Origin of the sequence: Streptococcus mitis SK564 (genome assembly GCF_000148525.1) — a bacterium.
Classification (GTDB): Bacteria; Bacillota; Bacilli; order Lactobacillales; family Streptococcaceae; genus Streptococcus; species Streptococcus mitis_H.
On the sequence record NZ_AEDU01000008.1, the window covers coordinates 44,447 to 59,437 of the forward strand.

General features: G+C 36.6%; 14 protein-coding genes. 4 read left to right on the forward strand and 10 right to left on the reverse strand.

Annotation, left to right across the window (positions count from 1 at the left end):
- Positions 1 to 114: 114 nt before the first annotated feature.
- Both SMSK564_RS05755 and SMSK564_RS05760 read right to left on the reverse strand, forming a co-directional pair.
- Positions 115 to 747: a hypothetical protein gene (locus SMSK564_RS05755; RefSeq protein WP_000312619.1), complete on the reverse strand. Its 633-nt coding sequence runs from the start codon at positions 745 to 747 to the stop codon at positions 115 to 117.
- A 16-nt stretch (positions 748 to 763) separates the two neighbouring features.
- A complete protein-coding gene (locus SMSK564_RS05760) occupies positions 764 to 1,528 on the reverse strand; it encodes a hypothetical protein (RefSeq protein WP_001126652.1) in 765 nt (254 codons plus the stop codon).
- Between the two features lie 512 nt (positions 1,529 to 2,040).
- Here SMSK564_RS05760 and SMSK564_RS05765 point away from each other — a divergent pair.
- On the forward strand, positions 2,041 to 2,736 hold the full coding sequence (locus SMSK564_RS05765) for a VIT1/CCC1 transporter family protein (protein WP_001289838.1): 696 nt from the start codon (positions 2,041 to 2,043) through the stop codon (positions 2,734 to 2,736).
- A 42-nt stretch (positions 2,737 to 2,778) separates the two neighbouring features.
- On the opposite strand, the gene SMSK564_RS05770 is transcribed toward SMSK564_RS05765, so the two are convergent.
- The 8 genes from SMSK564_RS05770 to SMSK564_RS05800 form a co-directional block, all read right to left on the reverse strand.
- On the reverse strand, positions 2,779 to 4,767 hold the full coding sequence (locus tag SMSK564_RS05770; RefSeq protein WP_000489394.1) for an ABC transporter permease: 1,989 nt from the start codon (positions 4,765 to 4,767) through the stop codon (positions 2,779 to 2,781).
- 1 nt (position 4,768) lies between these two features.
- Entirely contained in the window at positions 4,769 to 5,527 is a 759-nt protein-coding gene (locus SMSK564_RS05775; RefSeq protein WP_000173358.1) for an ABC transporter ATP-binding protein, read from the reverse strand.
- A 382-nt stretch (positions 5,528 to 5,909) separates the two neighbouring features.
- Entirely contained in the window at positions 5,910 to 7,031 is a 1,122-nt protein-coding gene (locus SMSK564_RS05780) for an AAA family ATPase (RefSeq protein WP_000108002.1), read from the reverse strand.
- A 3-nt stretch (positions 7,032 to 7,034) separates the two neighbouring features.
- Entirely contained in the window at positions 7,035 to 7,757 is a 723-nt protein-coding gene (locus SMSK564_RS05785; protein ID WP_000434512.1) for a hypothetical protein, read from the reverse strand.
- 10 nt (positions 7,758 to 7,767) lie between these two features.
- A complete protein-coding gene (locus tag SMSK564_RS05790) occupies positions 7,768 to 9,456 on the reverse strand; it encodes an AI-2E family transporter (RefSeq protein WP_001262751.1) in 1,689 nt (562 codons plus the stop codon).
- A 113-nt stretch (positions 9,457 to 9,569) separates the two neighbouring features.
- On the reverse strand, positions 9,570 to 9,842 hold the full coding sequence (locus SMSK564_RS05795) for a PspC domain-containing protein (protein WP_001085040.1): 273 nt from the start codon (positions 9,840 to 9,842) through the stop codon (positions 9,570 to 9,572).
- 58 nt (positions 9,843 to 9,900) lie between these two features.
- On the reverse strand, positions 9,901 to 10,350 hold the full coding sequence (locus SMSK564_RS0102120) for a SprT family protein (RefSeq protein WP_000778600.1): 450 nt from the start codon (positions 10,348 to 10,350) through the stop codon (positions 9,901 to 9,903).
- On the reverse strand, positions 10,337 to 12,466 hold the full coding sequence (locus tag SMSK564_RS05800) for a Tex family protein (protein WP_000359118.1): 2,130 nt from the start codon (positions 12,464 to 12,466) through the stop codon (positions 10,337 to 10,339). The genes SMSK564_RS0102120 and SMSK564_RS05800 overlap by 14 nt, the downstream gene beginning before the upstream one ends.
- A 573-nt stretch (positions 12,467 to 13,039) precedes the next feature.
- Between SMSK564_RS05800 and SMSK564_RS13605 the strand changes: the two genes are divergently transcribed.
- Genes SMSK564_RS13605 through SMSK564_RS05815 form a run of 3 tightly spaced genes read left to right on the forward strand, consistent with a single transcriptional unit; the run spans position 13,040 to position 14,889 of the window.
- Positions 13,040 to 13,171, forward strand: coding sequence for an SPJ_0845 family protein (locus SMSK564_RS13605; RefSeq protein ID WP_000268685.1), 132 nt, complete (start codon positions 13,040 to 13,042; stop codon positions 13,169 to 13,171).
- Positions 13,172 to 14,077 carry a permease gene (locus tag SMSK564_RS05810; protein WP_000123605.1) on the forward strand — a complete coding sequence of 302 codons (906 nt, stop codon included), beginning with the start codon at positions 13,172 to 13,174 and terminating at the stop codon, positions 14,075 to 14,077.
- Positions 14,074 to 14,889, forward strand: a complete 816-nt coding sequence (locus SMSK564_RS05815; protein ID WP_000617833.1) for a TIGR03943 family putative permease subunit — start codon at positions 14,074 to 14,076, stop codon at positions 14,887 to 14,889. The genes SMSK564_RS05810 and SMSK564_RS05815 overlap by 4 nt, the downstream gene beginning before the upstream one ends.
- The last annotated feature ends 102 nt before the right edge of the window (positions 14,890 to 14,991 follow it).

A 14,991-nucleotide genomic window follows, 5' to 3' on the forward strand; every position in this document is an offset into this window, starting at 1 on the left:
TTATTGTTTCAAAGTCTCTCAATTTTTCAAGTAGAATAACACACTTTATGTGAACTAAATGATTTCTTCCAGACGAAATATTGATTAAATGTTGACTAAATCTATGCTATCATACTAAGTAAATTTTAAATTAGTAGTCATTTTTTCTAGTTTGCTATTATACATTTCCCTTAACTGTGCTAAATTAGTATCTCTATTTTCAGCTAAGAATACTCTATATTGCATATTTTCACTTGGTATTTTTTCCGTTAAAATAGAATCGTAAATTGAAAATCTGTCTTCAATTTCAATTTTTACTGTATTTACTAAAGAAAATTCTACATTTTTGTTTTCTAGTGTTTCTAAAACTACAATAATTGATTTTAATAGCAAGTAGCTACATACACCTCTTTCTCTATACTTAGGTAGCACACTAATACTTCTATACCTGAAATTAAAATCTGCAGTTTTGGTAATACTATAGTTTATACCAATATTACAAAAACTAAAACTCTCAGAAATTTCATTATTATTAATCAGCAATTTTAATTCTACACAGCCATGCTCTTCTAATAGAGATTCAAATGTCTGATTCTCCCAATTTTTATAATACGTTTTAATCTTAATCCCTCGTTCTTCTGAAGTAGAATCATTAAATCTAGAATCATATCCTTCCTCTCCATTCTCTGTTTCGTTTTCAAAATCAGATATAGACTTTTTTAAGAAAATTCTCTTTAAACTATCAATTAAATATTCAACCCAAGCCATTTTACACCTCTGCTTATCATAAAACTTTCTCAATGGAGAAAGCTTGTCTACTTGCCAACTTCAGTTTTGGAGGAAATCCTTTTGAAAAATCTAAATGACCAATTGCAACTAAATAATAATCTGTATCTTCTTCAACTTTAAGCAAAACTTTATTACCAAGATATATACTTGCTTTCTTTTTCCATTTCCTATTCGAATCCTTACAAAAAATATTCAAAAAATAAAGAGTATATCCTTGTCTATTAGACCATTCTGAAATACTTAATCGTACTTTACCATAGAAAAGATGAAGTTCATTTTCGAGTTCTTTATATAGCCATTTTTCAATACTTTTTCTTCTTAAAGTCTTATGATGTACTTGTCTTTCAGTCTTTCTTGTCAGAACTAAAGGATTTTCATCACAATAATCTCCTCGATCTACTGGTGTTTGAGGCAAATATTCTTTTTTGAAAAAAAGACTTCTCATCATGGCATCAAGCTTATCTTTAATTTGGTCATCACGAAGATTTTTAAAATATTCTTCAATATACTTTTTGCTAGCATAATCAAATTGATAAGAGCACCTATTAGTGTGTTTAGAACTAGTCTTTCTTTTTAAATGTGCTCTCCTTTGTAAAGTCTTAGGGATGTAAGATAACTCTGCTTGTTTACACTCTGGGCAGAACATATTATCTTGATAAATTCCTAGATTTTTATATTTTATAAAATAATCATTTAAAATCTGAATATCTTCTTTCTTATCCGCAGTGTAAAAGTAAAATTCATCAAATGATTTTGGCATATTCCATTCCTCTCATACAGTAATTTAAAATTAAATATTATGAATGATTATAGCATTTTATAACATACGTTTATACTGTCTCAAGATGATTGACTTTGGAAACATACAATTTAACGTTTAACAAATCAAGGGTGTCTCCATAGAATCAAAGTATTTCTGATACCCATTTCTTTCTATCTATAGACAGTAAAAATCCTTAAAACAACTTTTTTCCAAGGCTTTCTTTATATTCTATTGTATCAATTTACTTATACCGATATCTGTTGCTACTAGTTTAATCATAAAATATTTCTTACTCCGATTAGTAAATCTACCTCCTATTATACCATAGATAAGTAGAAAAAGGACTAGTCTATCAGCTTTGCTTCTCTTTTATCCTTCTCTACTAGCTAGTCGTGTTTCTAACTTTTAAAAAAGCTCGTAAAATTAAAATCGTGCAACTTTTTTCAGACAGTTTTAAAAGATTGATTTCCTTATATTTTTCCTTTATACTGGATAAAAAGGAGAATAATATGTCAGAAATAAATCACGAAATTGATTCAAACTTTGCAGGTCGTTTAAATATCCTACGTGCGGGTGTTCTTGGTGCCAATGATGGAATTATTTCCATTGCTGGTGTGGTTATCGGGGTTGCCAGTGCTACGAGCAATATCTGGATTATCTTTTTATCTGGTTTTGCGGCTATCTTAGCTGGTGCCTTTTCAATGGCAGGTGGAGAATATGTGTCCGTTTCAACTCAAAAAGATACCGAGGAAGCGGCCGTTGCGCGTGAGCAAGTCTTGCTAGACCAAGATATAGAGTTAGCTAAAAAATCTCTCTATGCGGCCTATATTCAAAATGGTGAATGCGAAACCTCTGCCCAGCTCTTGACCAACAAGGCCTTTCTTAAAAATCCACTCAAGGCTCTGGTAGAGGAAAAATACGGGATAGAGTACGAAGAGTTTACCAATCCTTGGCACGCTGCCATCTCTAGCTTTATTTCCTTTTTCCTTGGTAGCTTACCACCAATGCTTTCAATTACCATTTTCCCAAGTGAATACCGCATCCCTGTTACTGTCCTGATCGTCGGTGTGGCCCTTCTTCTCACTGGCTACACTAGTGCCAAACTTGGAAAAGCTCCAACCAAAACAGCTATGATTCGGAACCTAGCTATTGGTCTCTTGACCATGGGAGTTACCTTCTTACTCGGACAACTTTTCAGCATTTAGAATACAAGAAATACCTCGATTTTGAAGTCGAGGTATCTTTTTTTACATTTGCACAATCTTGCGATAACTTCTTGAAGTAACCATGAAAATCAGCACATAGGCGATGAGGAAGATAGCGCAGATAGACAAGGTCACAATCAACATCATAGTCGTATCCAGTACACCAATCACTTTTAAAATCAGACTAAGCATATGGTAGGCAAAGGCTAGATGTAGGAAGGCAAAGAGCAAAGGAAGGAAGAAAACAGTTAAAACCTGTTTGTTAATGGTTTGCTTGATTTGCTTTTGATCTAAACCAACTTTCTGCAAGATAATAAAGCGCTCACGGTCTTCATATCCTTCAGAAATTTGTTTGTAGTAGATGACCAGAACGGTTCCGACCATAAAGATAATGGATAGGAAAATACCGATAAAGAAGACACCACCAAAGAGGGCACTCATCTGAGCACTAGCATCTGATAAATTACTACCATACACATAGCTACCTTCCGTGTTTAATTGAGCATTAAATTGATCGAGGTATTTATCATACTCGTCAGCGACCTTGAGTTGTTCTTCTTCACTGGCATTTACATTCATACCACCGTAAAACTGATTATAGATAGCCGAATCTGGGAATTGATCCAAAAAGGCTTGTAAATCAGGTACAACAAGATAATTGTAATCAGCAGTCAAAATATTAAACTGATTTGGGACATGGTTGACAATAAAATCTTTAGTAAATTCTTCTTTGACAGAAAATTGATGATCATTCAGAATTAGAGTTTTTTGTTCTTTAACTCCCTCGTTCTTTGCAAAGAGTCCGACCTCATTTCCTGATAGAGACAATTTTTGACCAGTCATATTTTCATAATCTTTTTGGTCAAATACCATAAAAACTGTTGTGGGTTGGACACGGTTTTGTCCTTTTTCAAAAAGTGTTAACTTATTTCCTTCTTGGTTCGCAACACCAAAGTAAGTGTAACGAAACACTTCTTTCTCTTTAATCTTATAACCTTTGTCACTTGCAAACTGGCTCAAGAGTTTGTCCAAGTCTTCTTTTTCAACATTTTGCCCTGAAACTCCAAAATCATGAGGATTTAGAACTTTTTTAAAGGATTCTGCGGAATTGAAAATGCTTGTCGCTGCTGACATGGTTACCAAAACCATTGTTGACAAGATAGCGATGGTTGCTAGTCCAACCGCATTTTTCTTCATACGGAAAATCAAGTTGGAAACAGAGATGAGGTTATTAGGTTGGTAATAGTATTTCTTATTTTTCTTTAAGATTTGTAGGAAGACTGTAATTCCTGCATTAAACAAGAGATAAGTACCAAAGATAACCAGCAAAACAGCTAGGAAGAAGGTTGTTAAGGCTGTAAGAGGATCTTTTACCGTAAGGGCAAGATAATAGCCAATCCCTAAACTAATCGAACCAAGAATCGTTTGGAGAGGTAGGAAACGACCTTTTTTCTCACCACTAGCTTTCTCACGCGAGAGCTGGAGGGCATTCATACGGGCGATTCGAAGGGCATTCAGGAACATGAGGCCTAGGAAAATCAAACCGAAGACAACAAGTACTGCAATGACAACATTCATCTGGAAGGTAGCGACCAGCTCAACCTTCAATTTCATCAGTTTGAGCAAGAAAGCGAAAATCAACTTGTCAAACAAGGCTCCAATACCGATACCTGCTCCAACAGTTAGAATCCCAAACACCACTAACTCCTTAAAGGTCATACTGATCAGGTGGCGTTTCTCCAAGCCCAGCATGCCATAAATTCCCAGTTCCTTGGAACGGTTCTTCATGACAAAACTATTGGCATAGAGGACGATAATGGCTGACGCAAGGGTGACGACAAACATACCAAATCCTAGAGTAGCTTGAATGGTTGTTCCTCCACGGATTTCCGCAATCTTGGGATTGAAGGTTAGAGAGTAAAAAAGATAGGTGACAGTGACTGCCAAGAGAACAGCCAGCGCAAAAGGATAGTAGAGTTTGCGGTTTTTAATCAAGTTCGATACCGCTAACTTATTGGTTAATCGAAACATACTAATTCACCTCGCTTGCCATGACAGTCAAGGTATCAGAGATCTCTTGGAACATCTGACGCTCTGTCTTCTCTCCACGGTAGATTTGGTTGTAAAGAATGCCGTCTTTGATAAAGAGTACACGTTTAGCTCTGCTAGCTGCTGCCGTTGAGTGGGTTACCATGAGAATGGTTTGGCCACGCTCATTGATTTCATCAAAAACATCAAGTAAGGCTGCAGATGATTTGGAGTCAAGAGCTCCTGTTGGCTCGTCCGCAAGGAGAATTTCAGGTTCTGTGATGATGGCGCGGGCTACTGCTACACGCTGTTTCTGCCCACCAGAAATCTCGTAAGGATACTTCTCTTGCAATTGGTTGATGCCTAGATTCTCAGCTGTCACCACCAATTTCTTCATCATTTCCGTAATGGGTCTTCTTGACAAGACAAGCGGAAGTAAGATATTGTCCTTAACAGACAGAGTATCTAGCAAGTTAAAGTCCTGGAATACAAAGCCTAATTTTTCACGACGGAAACTAGAAGCCTGTGAATTTTTAATAGTTGCTGTGTCTGTTCCATTCAAGTAAACCTGTCCACGACTTGGTTTATCCAGCATAGCTAGAATATTGAGAAGAGTTGATTTACCAGAACCAGACTCACCCATGATGGCAACGTAGTCACCCTTTTCAACGGTAAAGTGAATATCCTTGAGGGCTTCTACTTGGTTGCCCTGAAAACGAGTTTTATAAATTTTTTGAACGTGTTTTACATCTAAAAGTGTCATGAGAATCTCCTTTCTTAATATCCCATCAAATGAAATGTTGCTTGCATCATAGCGCATCCCAGCTGAACGCGCTCGATATCTTTGTGGCTTGGTTTTCTTGTTTTCTTCTGTAAGATTTGTTTCATGATGTTACTCCTTTTTTCTTTATGAGTCTAGTTTACATCAAAAAAAGACCGCTTGCCATAACCTAACCTTACAAAAAAGACTTTAATCTTACATTTTTGTAAGATTGGGGGAATGTACCCAGTTCATTAAAAATATTTTACCATAAAAAGAAGGCAAGAAGAAAACCCTTGCAGATACAAGGGTTCAGATTCGTAAATTGACTGCAACGATCAATAATACATTCATAAATAGTTTGAAGATTCATTCTTTCGTTTGATTATAAATCTATGTCACTAGAACGATTTTCACCTAAACAAAAATCATCTTTAATCAACAAAGTTAATTCTTTTAAATTCACAGCTTCACTTTGGTTAAGTCGGACAGCTTGATTCATTATTAAATCTTCATATAGATTTCGAACAAAGCGACCGTTAGAAAAATTGGTGAGATTACTTTCTAACTTTTCATTAAAATAATTTAATAATACTTCTTTCAGCTTGTCATCTATATGGTAGTCGTCTTTTCTTGCTAATGTTTCAAAAATATCTAACAATTCTGTAGAAGAATAATTTTCAAAATTAATAAAATAATTAAATCGAGATTTCAAACCAGGATTTGATTCAAAGAAATGGTTCATTGGTTCGGTATAACCAGCCACAATAACAATTAAATCATCTCGTGAATCTTCTAAAGCCTTTGTAAGTTCTGTTAAACATTCTCGCCCATATGAATCAGTATTTTCATTTTCAGTAATACTATACGCCTCATCAATAAAGAGAACTCCACCTTTCGCCTTTTCTATGACATTTTTAACTTTCAGTGCCGTTTGTCCTTGGTAACCTGCAATTAAATCTGTTCTGGAGACTTCTAAAAAATGTCCTTTGGATAAAAGTCCCAATTGGTAGTACATTCTTCCAATAATTCTAGCAACAGTTGTTTTTCCTGTTCCTGGATTTCCCATAAAAGCCATGTGTAAAGTTCTTTTGGGAATATTTAAGCCAGACTCTTTCCTTTTTGACTGAACTTTTTGATAAATAATTAAACGACTAACTTCTTTTTTTACCCTCTCTAAACCTACTAACTGATTTAGTTCCGCCAAAAGGTCATTTAAAGATGATTTCTTTTGTTGACCTAACTCTTTTTCCAAAGTATCAAATAGGTAAGTATATCCAAGAAAGCTAGCTAGATTATCAGATAAATCTTTCAATAAAGGTGTAAGCTTGTTTCGTTTGTTAGCTTGTTGTAATAAAAAAATAGATTTATACAATTCTGCTACTGATTTTGTATCAGTATGATTTACTATAATATTATTCACTTTATCAAGATAATTATTTTCTTTTCCAAAATAGAAGTCTAATTTCTTTGCACTACAAATTAATTTATCTCGAGAAGTTGACATATCTTACCTCAATAACATGAAAAGCAAGGCAATCACTAACATACCAATAGAAATTCCAGAAACAATAAAGACTGTTAGAAGGCGATTTGAAATAAATTGAATTTGTTGTTTACTTTCGTTCAATTCTCTCCTAAGTTGATCAATTTCACCAGTATTTGAAACCGGTTCTGAAGGAAGAGTACTTGCGAATTGTTCTAGATTTACAAGTCTATCATTAAATTTAGAAAGTATTACCTCATGTTTTTCGATAGAGTTTTTGCTATTTTCTTCGTTAAATTTCTCTTTAAATTGCTTAAGAGCTACTAGAGTTGCTTTTTGTTTCTCAATGGTTTTATCAATACGAGATTGTTCTTTCAGAATTTTCTTGTTGGTATGTTCAATGGCAACTACAGAAGAGAGGATTGCTTGAATATAATCTTTATCCAGAGCCTCTAAAGCTTTATAAACTTGACCAAATTCTTCAATAAGTTTTTGTTGATTATCATAAAATTTTGAAATATAATTTTGAGTTTGTTCAACTAAAGTATTAAACTCTTTACCTGTAACCCCATGTTCAGCAAATTCAAAACCAAAGAAATCTTCATGAGTTCTAACTGTATCAAAATACAATTCATCTTGACTTTGTTCAGCAAACTCTTTCAGATGCTCTTTCGCTTCATCGAAATCATGGTTACTAATGTTTATTTCAATTGTTTCTTGTTCTTGCTCAAATACTTCTTGTTCCATATTTTGCTCCTTAATCTAATAATTCTTGTAATAAAGTATCAATCTCATCAAAGTCACTTTTATCGTCTCTTGTAGATTCTGCAAAAATATCTGACAGCTTTTCTTTCATCATTGAAGCAGCCATATCATGTCTTTCCTTAATAGTATTGATAACAGAATCTTTTTCAACTTGTAACTTTATACTCTTAACATCTAATAATTGATCTTGGATTACTAACATTTCATTATTTTGATCAATTTTCTTAGAATTTAGCTCGGAAATTTGTTTATTGACAATTTGCTGATCAATCATTTTTAGTACGAAAGCGCCAATAATTCCTGATAAAGTTGCTCCCATAAATGTTCCAATGACGCTACCGATTGTTCCCAAAAGTGGTATTGAAATAGCCAAAACTGGAAAACTTGCAGTGAGGGATGCTCCTAAAACTTCCCCAACTACAATTGCACCTGTAGCTGTTAAACCCGCAACAATAATTTTTCCAACCTCTAACATCATAATATCAAGGCTTTTATCTTTATTTTCAGGATTATTTACATAATCTATTGCTTCTTTCAAAGATTTCCAACCTTGGTGTATAAAGGTCCAGGCTTTAAGAACTGTATTAATTACAGGTCCAACTATTGCAGACGCAATCATTGTAACTACAGATTTACCGACATTTAATACATGATTTGCTAAGTTATTTACAAAAGATATGATAGCCTCTTTTATTTTATCAATAAAAGTCGATAAGTTTCTTTCTGTATCTTTTAGCCAAGAGATAAATTTAGAAATCAATTCTCGCAAAAATTCTGATAATAACTGTAAAAGCGCTACTTTCAAAGCTTTTCCGGAAATTTTTAACGTCTCATCACGACGTGATTTTTTACCTGATTTTATCGCTCGCTTCTCAGCCTCATCTCTCACTCTGTCGTATTCCGTGCGTGCCTCTTTATCTTTCTCTCTTAACTGTTTCTCTTCTTTTGAACTAATATTATGGACTTCTCTAGCATATTGTCCCTTAGAGTTTGGATTATCGAATAATTCTGATGTAGATAAATCTCCCTTCGCTTGATTAACTTCACTCCTAATTTCGTTAAGATTAGCTTTACTATTTGCAAAAGCAATCTGCTCTTCTTTTGTCAAAAAAGCATTTGCTTTTGGATCACGTATAATCTCTCCAGCAGAAACTGTATGATCCATTTGGGTTCCTTTTTCTTTTGAACCTGTTGGCCTTCCGGTGTCAAATGGTTTTCTCGCTTCTTTGGTTAAAGTATTTACAATTTTACCTGAACGAGTTGAGTGTGTTTGAATATTCCCTAAGTCATCTTTAACAAAATTATTTTGCCAAGTGTCGTATCTTTCTTGAAAATTAACATCTCTATTATGAGTCGCAAATTTACCTTTTTCAAAATTTTCAGCAGTTTGTATATGTGCTTCTTTTCGTAAATCTAGGGTTTGTCCGTTGTTCTCTTTAATAAACTCATCACCAATTTGGGCAGCAAGTTGAAGTTGTACTTGCTCCCAGACTATATTCTCAATAGATTCTTGAAGGTATTCATTATTTTGTAATTTTTCCCTATCTAAATCAATTTTTTCTATATCTTTAATATGATCTTTGAGATTATTTTCTAGAGAATTTTCTAAATTAAGCAATTCGTCGTATTTAATCTCAATATCTGATGATCGTAATGCGAGTAACTCATTTTCATTAGCCATAATCCATTTCCTGTCAAATTATTTTTATACGCTTATTATACCATTTAGGCATGAATTCTGACAAGATGAAAAAAAGCCTTGTCTATAATACAAAGCTTATTTTCTTATTTACCTCACCAAAACCAGCCTTCATTATCGTCAATAGCTTGAGCTTCTTTGCGTTTGCGTGGGCCTGTTCCGTACATTTCTGCTTCGATTTCTTCCTTGGTTGGCATGATAGAAGCTAGGATGATATAGATAATAACGCCAAGTCCAAAGTTTGCGACTGTAAAAATAGCAAATAGAAAACGAACAAGGGTAACATCAAAGTTCCACTTGTCTGACAGACCTGCCAGAACTCCTGAAATCATGCGATTTCGTCTTATTTTATAAAATTTACTGTTCATGATATTTCCTCTTTCTGCTAGGTTAGTCATAGTATATCACGGGTAGGCTCAGCTTTCATCAGTCCTCAGGCTGATTTACTAGTAGCAATTTACCTCTACAAAGTCCACAGCGATAGCGTTTGGTATCAATCCTTCGCTTGCGCTGATACCTTTGCTGGCAGGATTGGCAACGATAAAGCTTGATTGGCTTGGAGTTTCTATTTGGCAAGGTTGGCACAAAGCGTAATCCATCCACTGCTTTCAAAAGTTCCTTAAAATCCCGATCCTTGTGTTGATAGCCCTTCCCTTGAAAATAGAGGTGATAATGACAGAGTTCATGTCGGACAATTTTCCTAAAAACATCCAGACCCAATTCCTGATAAACCTTTGGGTTGAAATCCAAATGCCCATCTTTTGGGAAAAATCGCCCACCTGTCGAACGTAGACGCCTATTCCACTGAGCTTGATGGATAAAAGGTCTGCCGAAGTCTTCTAGTGAAACCTGCTTAACGTAATCAGTCAGTTTCATTTGGAGCGAGGAGCGACAGATTGACTTTTTCACGTTCAGTATCAATTTTCTTGACCCAAACGGTCACCAAATCACCAACGGATACCACTTGGCTAGGATGTTTGATAAATTTACAACTCATGTGGGAAATATGAATCAAGCCGTCCTCGTGAATACCGATGTCAATAAAGGCACCAAAGTCAACTACATTACGCACCACACCCTCTAGCTTCTGACCAACCACTAAATCCTTGATATCTAGGACATCTTGGCGAAGCACAGGTGCGTCAAAGGAATCACGGAAATCTCGACCTGGTTTGAGAAGATCTGCAATGATATCTTTAAGAGTTTCTGGACCAAGGTCTAGCTCTTGCGCCATTTCCTTGACAGAAAGGGACTTAAGCTTATTTTGTGCCTCTTCATTCAAGTCTTTGATATCCAAGCGTTTGAAAAGTTCCTTGACAGCAGCGTAATTTTCTGGGTGAACCCCTGTATTATCAAGGATATTGCTACTTTCTGGAATACGGAGGAAACCAGCTGCCTGTTCAAAAGCCTTAGCCCCCAGACGAGGAACCTTCTTGATTTGAGCGCGTGAAGTGATTTTTCCTTCTTCCTCACGGTATTTGACAATATTTTCAGAAATGGTTTTATTAAGTCCAGCAACATGGGAAAGCAGAGCTGGGCTGGCAGTATTGATATTGACACCGACTTGGTTCACCACGGTATCCACGACAAAGTCCAGACTTTCAGACAGTTTCTTCTGACTGACATCATGCTGGTATTGACCGACACCGATTGACTTAGGATCAATTTTGACCAATTCGGCAAGAGGATCTTGCAAACGACGGGCGATAGAAATAGCAGAGCGTTTTTCAACGGTCAAGTCTGGAAACTCCTGACGAGCTAGTTCACTAGCAGAATAGACAGAAGCACCACTTTCATTGACGATAACATAGCTGACTTCTGGAAAATCTTTAAGAACTTCCGCCACAAAGGCTTCACTTTCACGACTGGCAGTTCCATTTCCGATAGCAATAATTTCTACACTGTATTGACCAATCAAGTCTGCCAAATCTTTCTTGGCTTCTTCGATTTGACGAGCAGAGGCTGGTTTGACAGGATAAATAACCTGAGTTGTCAGCATTTTTCCTGTTGCATCAACGACAGCCAGCTTGGCACCTGTACGAAAGGCAGGGTCAAATCCAAGAACCACGCGCCCTTTCAGCGGAGCAACCAAGAGAAGATTGCGCAAATTATCAGAAAAGAGTTGGATAGCCCCTTCTTCCGCTTTCTCAGTTAATTCTGTCCGAATCCGGCGCTCGATAGCAGGCAAGACTTTTTTCTTAACCGATTGCTGAACAACTTCATCAATATAGGCATTTTTCACCTTGAAACGAGCAGCAAAGAAGGCAAGAATACGGTCTGTCGCATGTTCAAAACCGACCTTCAAGACACCTAGCTTCTCCCCACGATTGAGCGCCAAGGTACGATAACCTTGCATATTTCCAACTGTCTCTGAAAAATCATAGTAAATCTGAAAAACCTGCTTTTCATCAAGACTTTCATCCTTGGCTTGAGAAGTGAGTTTAGAGTGTCTCAGCACTTCCTGATAAGTCATGGAACGCAAGGTCACATCTTCCGATAAAGCTTCAACCAAAATATCAACTGCACCAGACAATGCTTCCTTACCAGTCGCAAATCCTTCACAGACAAACTTTTCAGCCTCTTTCTCTAAGTCCGCTACATTCTGCAAAATCAAGCGAGCAAGAGGGAAGAGTCCAGCTTCACGGGCAATGGTTGCCTTGGTCCGACGCTTTTCCTTGTATGGAAGATAGAGTTCTTCTACGTCTGCTAATTTTTCGGCAGCTAAGATAGCTTCTTCCAATTCCTTGGTCAACTTGCCTTGTTCTTGAATCTTAGCTAAAACAGCTTCCTTACGGTCGTTGAGATTGGTCAGACTTTTATCCAGGTCAATAATGGCCTTAATTGCCACCTCATCCAAACTACCAGTCATGTCCTTGCGATAACGCGCGATAAAGGGGATTGTCGCCCCTTCAGCTGTCAAACTTAGAACGGTATCAATTTGCTTTAGCGTCACTCCCAAATCTTGGGAAATTTTTTCATATTTTTTATCCATGAATCTATTATACCACAAGCTAAACGTTTCAAATTAGCTCTTACAATTTTAAAACATAAGTTGGGAAATAAATTTACTTCATTTCAATATTCTATTCATTGAGAAGGTTGCAATTTAATTCTAATAGTTTACAAAAGAATCAGTGATTAATTGCACTGTTTTTATCTTTTACAAAACGCTTTATAAAGCTATTTGTTGAAGTTAACGAATCAATTTTCAGAGCAAATAAAAAATCGCAAACCTGAGCTTACGGTGGGGATAATCTATTTTGAAATTTTTAAATAAAAAAGGAGCATTTAAGCCCCTCCTTTGAAATAACGGACATTTGGCTGGTCGGTGTACCCAGCATCTCAGATACCTTTTTCAAGGTGCGGCGGGAACCTTTCTACCCTCAAATGTCTTTCGTTAATGTTATTCTAGCACCATCTACTTTTTTTGTCAAACTTTCTCAATCTACCAGACTTAATCAGGATTTATAAAGCTCTATTATTCGTTAGATACTCAATTTTAACTTTTCACTTTTCCTCAAAATAATAGTATAATAGAGGTAGAATTTAGAATCGAGGTACACCTATGGCTGTAAAATTTACAAAACGAGACGACTTGGACAAGATGTTTGAAGAGTTTGCTAAACTCCCTGATTTGAAACAAGTCACTTTCCCTGATGACAAAGAGAAAAAAGCCAAAGCAGAAAAGAAAAACTAGATGACTGCTTTCCAACAACTCCCATCTAGCGTGTTTCAGACTGGAGCCATTTTTCTCTCCATTATCATTGAAGCCCTACCTTTCGTTCTGATAGGAAGTATTCTCTCAGGGCTGATTGAGGTCTATATCACACCTGACAAGGTTTATCATTTTCTCCCTCGAAATCGTTGGGGGAGAATCTTTTTTGGGACCTTTGTCGGGATTCTTTTTCCCTCTTGCGAATGTGGAATCGTCCCCATCATCAATCGTTTTCTGGAAAAGAAGGTCCCCAGTTACACGGCTGTTCCCTTTCTTGTAACAGCACCTGTTATCAATCCCATTGTTCTCTTTGCGACCTATTCTGCCTTTGGCAACTCCTTCCATATCGCCCTGTTACGAGCTCTGGGTTCCATTCTTGTAGCTGTGATACTTGGGATTTTTCTAGGATTTTTCTGGCAAGAACCGATTCAGAAAGAAAATCGTCTGGCTTGTCATGAACATGATTTTTCTCGCTTGAGCCCTGCAAAAAAAGTTTTTCAGGTCTTTGTGCAGGCCATTGATGAATTTTTTGATACAGGACGTTATTTAGTATTTGGCTGCCTCTTTGCTTCTGTTATACAGGTCTATGTTCCGACTCGTATTCTGACTTCTATCAGCGCAACCCCTCTTTTTGCCATCCTGCTTTTGATGCTTTTGGCCTTTCTTCTGTCGCTCTGTAGTGAGGCGGATGCCTTTATCGGGGCTTCTCTTCTCTCAAGTTTCGGCTTGGCACCAGTTCTGGCCTTTCTGGTGATTGGCCCAATGCTGGATATTAAAAATATTCTCATGATGAAAAATTACTTGAAAGCACGATTTATCAGTCACTTCATAACGATTGTGACTCTTGTCGTCTTAGTCTATTCTCTCTTGATTGGAGTCATCCTATGATTCGATTTTTAGTTTTAGCTGGCTATTTTGAATTGACCATTTATCTCCATTTGTCGGGCAAATTAAACCAGTACATCAACATGCACTATTCCTATCTGGCCTATATTTCCATGGTGCTTTCCTTTATCTTAGCCATTGTTCAATTGTATATCTGGATGAAGCAAGTCAAAATCCACAGTCATTTGAACAGCCGATTGGCAAAGATGACGAGTATTGCTCTTTTGGCCATTCCAATTGTAGTCGGTTTAACTTTTCCAACTGTTAGCTTGGATTCTCAGACCGTTTCAGCAAAAGGCTATCATTTCCCCTTATCGGAAGGAACGGATCAAGCCATTCAGACAATTGAAGGGACGACAAGCCAATATTTGAAACCAGATACCAGTTCTTATTTTTCAAAAATAGCCTATGAAAAGGAAATGCGAACTGCAGCGGATAAATACTTGTCCCAAGATAGTATTCAGATCACCAACGAAAACTATATGGAAGTCATGGAAGCTATCTACGACTATCCAGATGAATTCGAGGGCAAGACAGTCCAGTTCACAGGCTTTGTCTATAATGACCCCAGTCATGCCAATAGCCAATTTCTGTTCCGCTTCGGCATTATTCACTGTATCGCGGATTCCGGTGTCTATGGATTGCTGACCAAGGGAAATACCCGACAGTATGAGAACAACACCTGGATAACAGCCAAAGGAAAACTGGTCAATCACTATCATAAAGAACTCAAACAAAACCTCCCAACCTTGGAAATCGACAGCTTTACCAAAGTCGATAAACCAGAGAATCCTTATGTATATCGCGTGTTTTAAAAAGCAAACCAAGTTCATAAAAAACTCTAAGCAGGCAGAGCCTGCTAACTCATGACAGAAAAAGAAGTTTATCTTATAATGAAGATGAACAATACCAATCCA

What these genes read in the sequence shown, in the direction of transcription:
- SMSK564_RS05755 (WP_000312619.1), bottom strand. Translation starts at nt 747, where the DNA reads ATGGCTTGGGTTGAATATTTAATTGATAGTTTAAAGAGAATTTTCTTA.
- SMSK564_RS05760 (WP_001126652.1), bottom strand. Translation starts at nt 1,528, where the DNA reads ATGCCAAAATCATTTGATGAATTTTACTTTTACACTGCGGATAAGAAA.
- SMSK564_RS05765 (WP_001289838.1), top strand. Translation starts at nt 2,041, where the DNA reads ATGTCAGAAATAAATCACGAAATTGATTCAAACTTTGCAGGTCGTTTA.
- SMSK564_RS05770 (WP_000489394.1), bottom strand. Translation starts at nt 4,767, where the DNA reads ATGTTTCGATTAACCAATAAGTTAGCGGTATCGAACTTGATTAAAAAC.
- SMSK564_RS05775 (WP_000173358.1), bottom strand. Translation starts at nt 5,527, where the DNA reads ATGACACTTTTAGATGTAAAACACGTTCAAAAAATTTATAAAACTCGT.
- SMSK564_RS05780 (WP_000108002.1), bottom strand. Translation starts at nt 7,031, where the DNA reads ATGTCAACTTCTCGAGATAAATTAATTTGTAGTGCAAAGAAATTAGAC.
- SMSK564_RS05785 (WP_000434512.1), bottom strand. Translation starts at nt 7,757, where the DNA reads ATGGAACAAGAAGTATTTGAGCAAGAACAAGAAACAATTGAAATAAAC.
- SMSK564_RS05790 (WP_001262751.1), bottom strand. Translation starts at nt 9,456, where the DNA reads ATGGCTAATGAAAATGAGTTACTCGCATTACGATCATCAGATATTGAG.
- SMSK564_RS05795 (WP_001085040.1), bottom strand. Translation starts at nt 9,842, where the DNA reads ATGAACAGTAAATTTTATAAAATAAGACGAAATCGCATGATTTCAGGA.
- SMSK564_RS0102120 (WP_000778600.1), bottom strand. Translation starts at nt 10,350, where the DNA reads ATGAAACTGACTGATTACGTTAAGCAGGTTTCACTAGAAGACTTCGGC.
- SMSK564_RS05800 (WP_000359118.1), bottom strand. Translation starts at nt 12,466, where the DNA reads ATGGATAAAAAATATGAAAAAATTTCCCAAGATTTGGGAGTGACGCTA.
- SMSK564_RS13605 (WP_000268685.1), top strand. Translation starts at nt 13,040, where the DNA reads ATGGCTGTAAAATTTACAAAACGAGACGACTTGGACAAGATGTTTGAA.
- SMSK564_RS05810 (WP_000123605.1), top strand. Translation starts at nt 13,172, where the DNA reads ATGACTGCTTTCCAACAACTCCCATCTAGCGTGTTTCAGACTGGAGCC.
- SMSK564_RS05815 (WP_000617833.1), top strand. Translation starts at nt 14,074, where the DNA reads ATGATTCGATTTTTAGTTTTAGCTGGCTATTTTGAATTGACCATTTAT.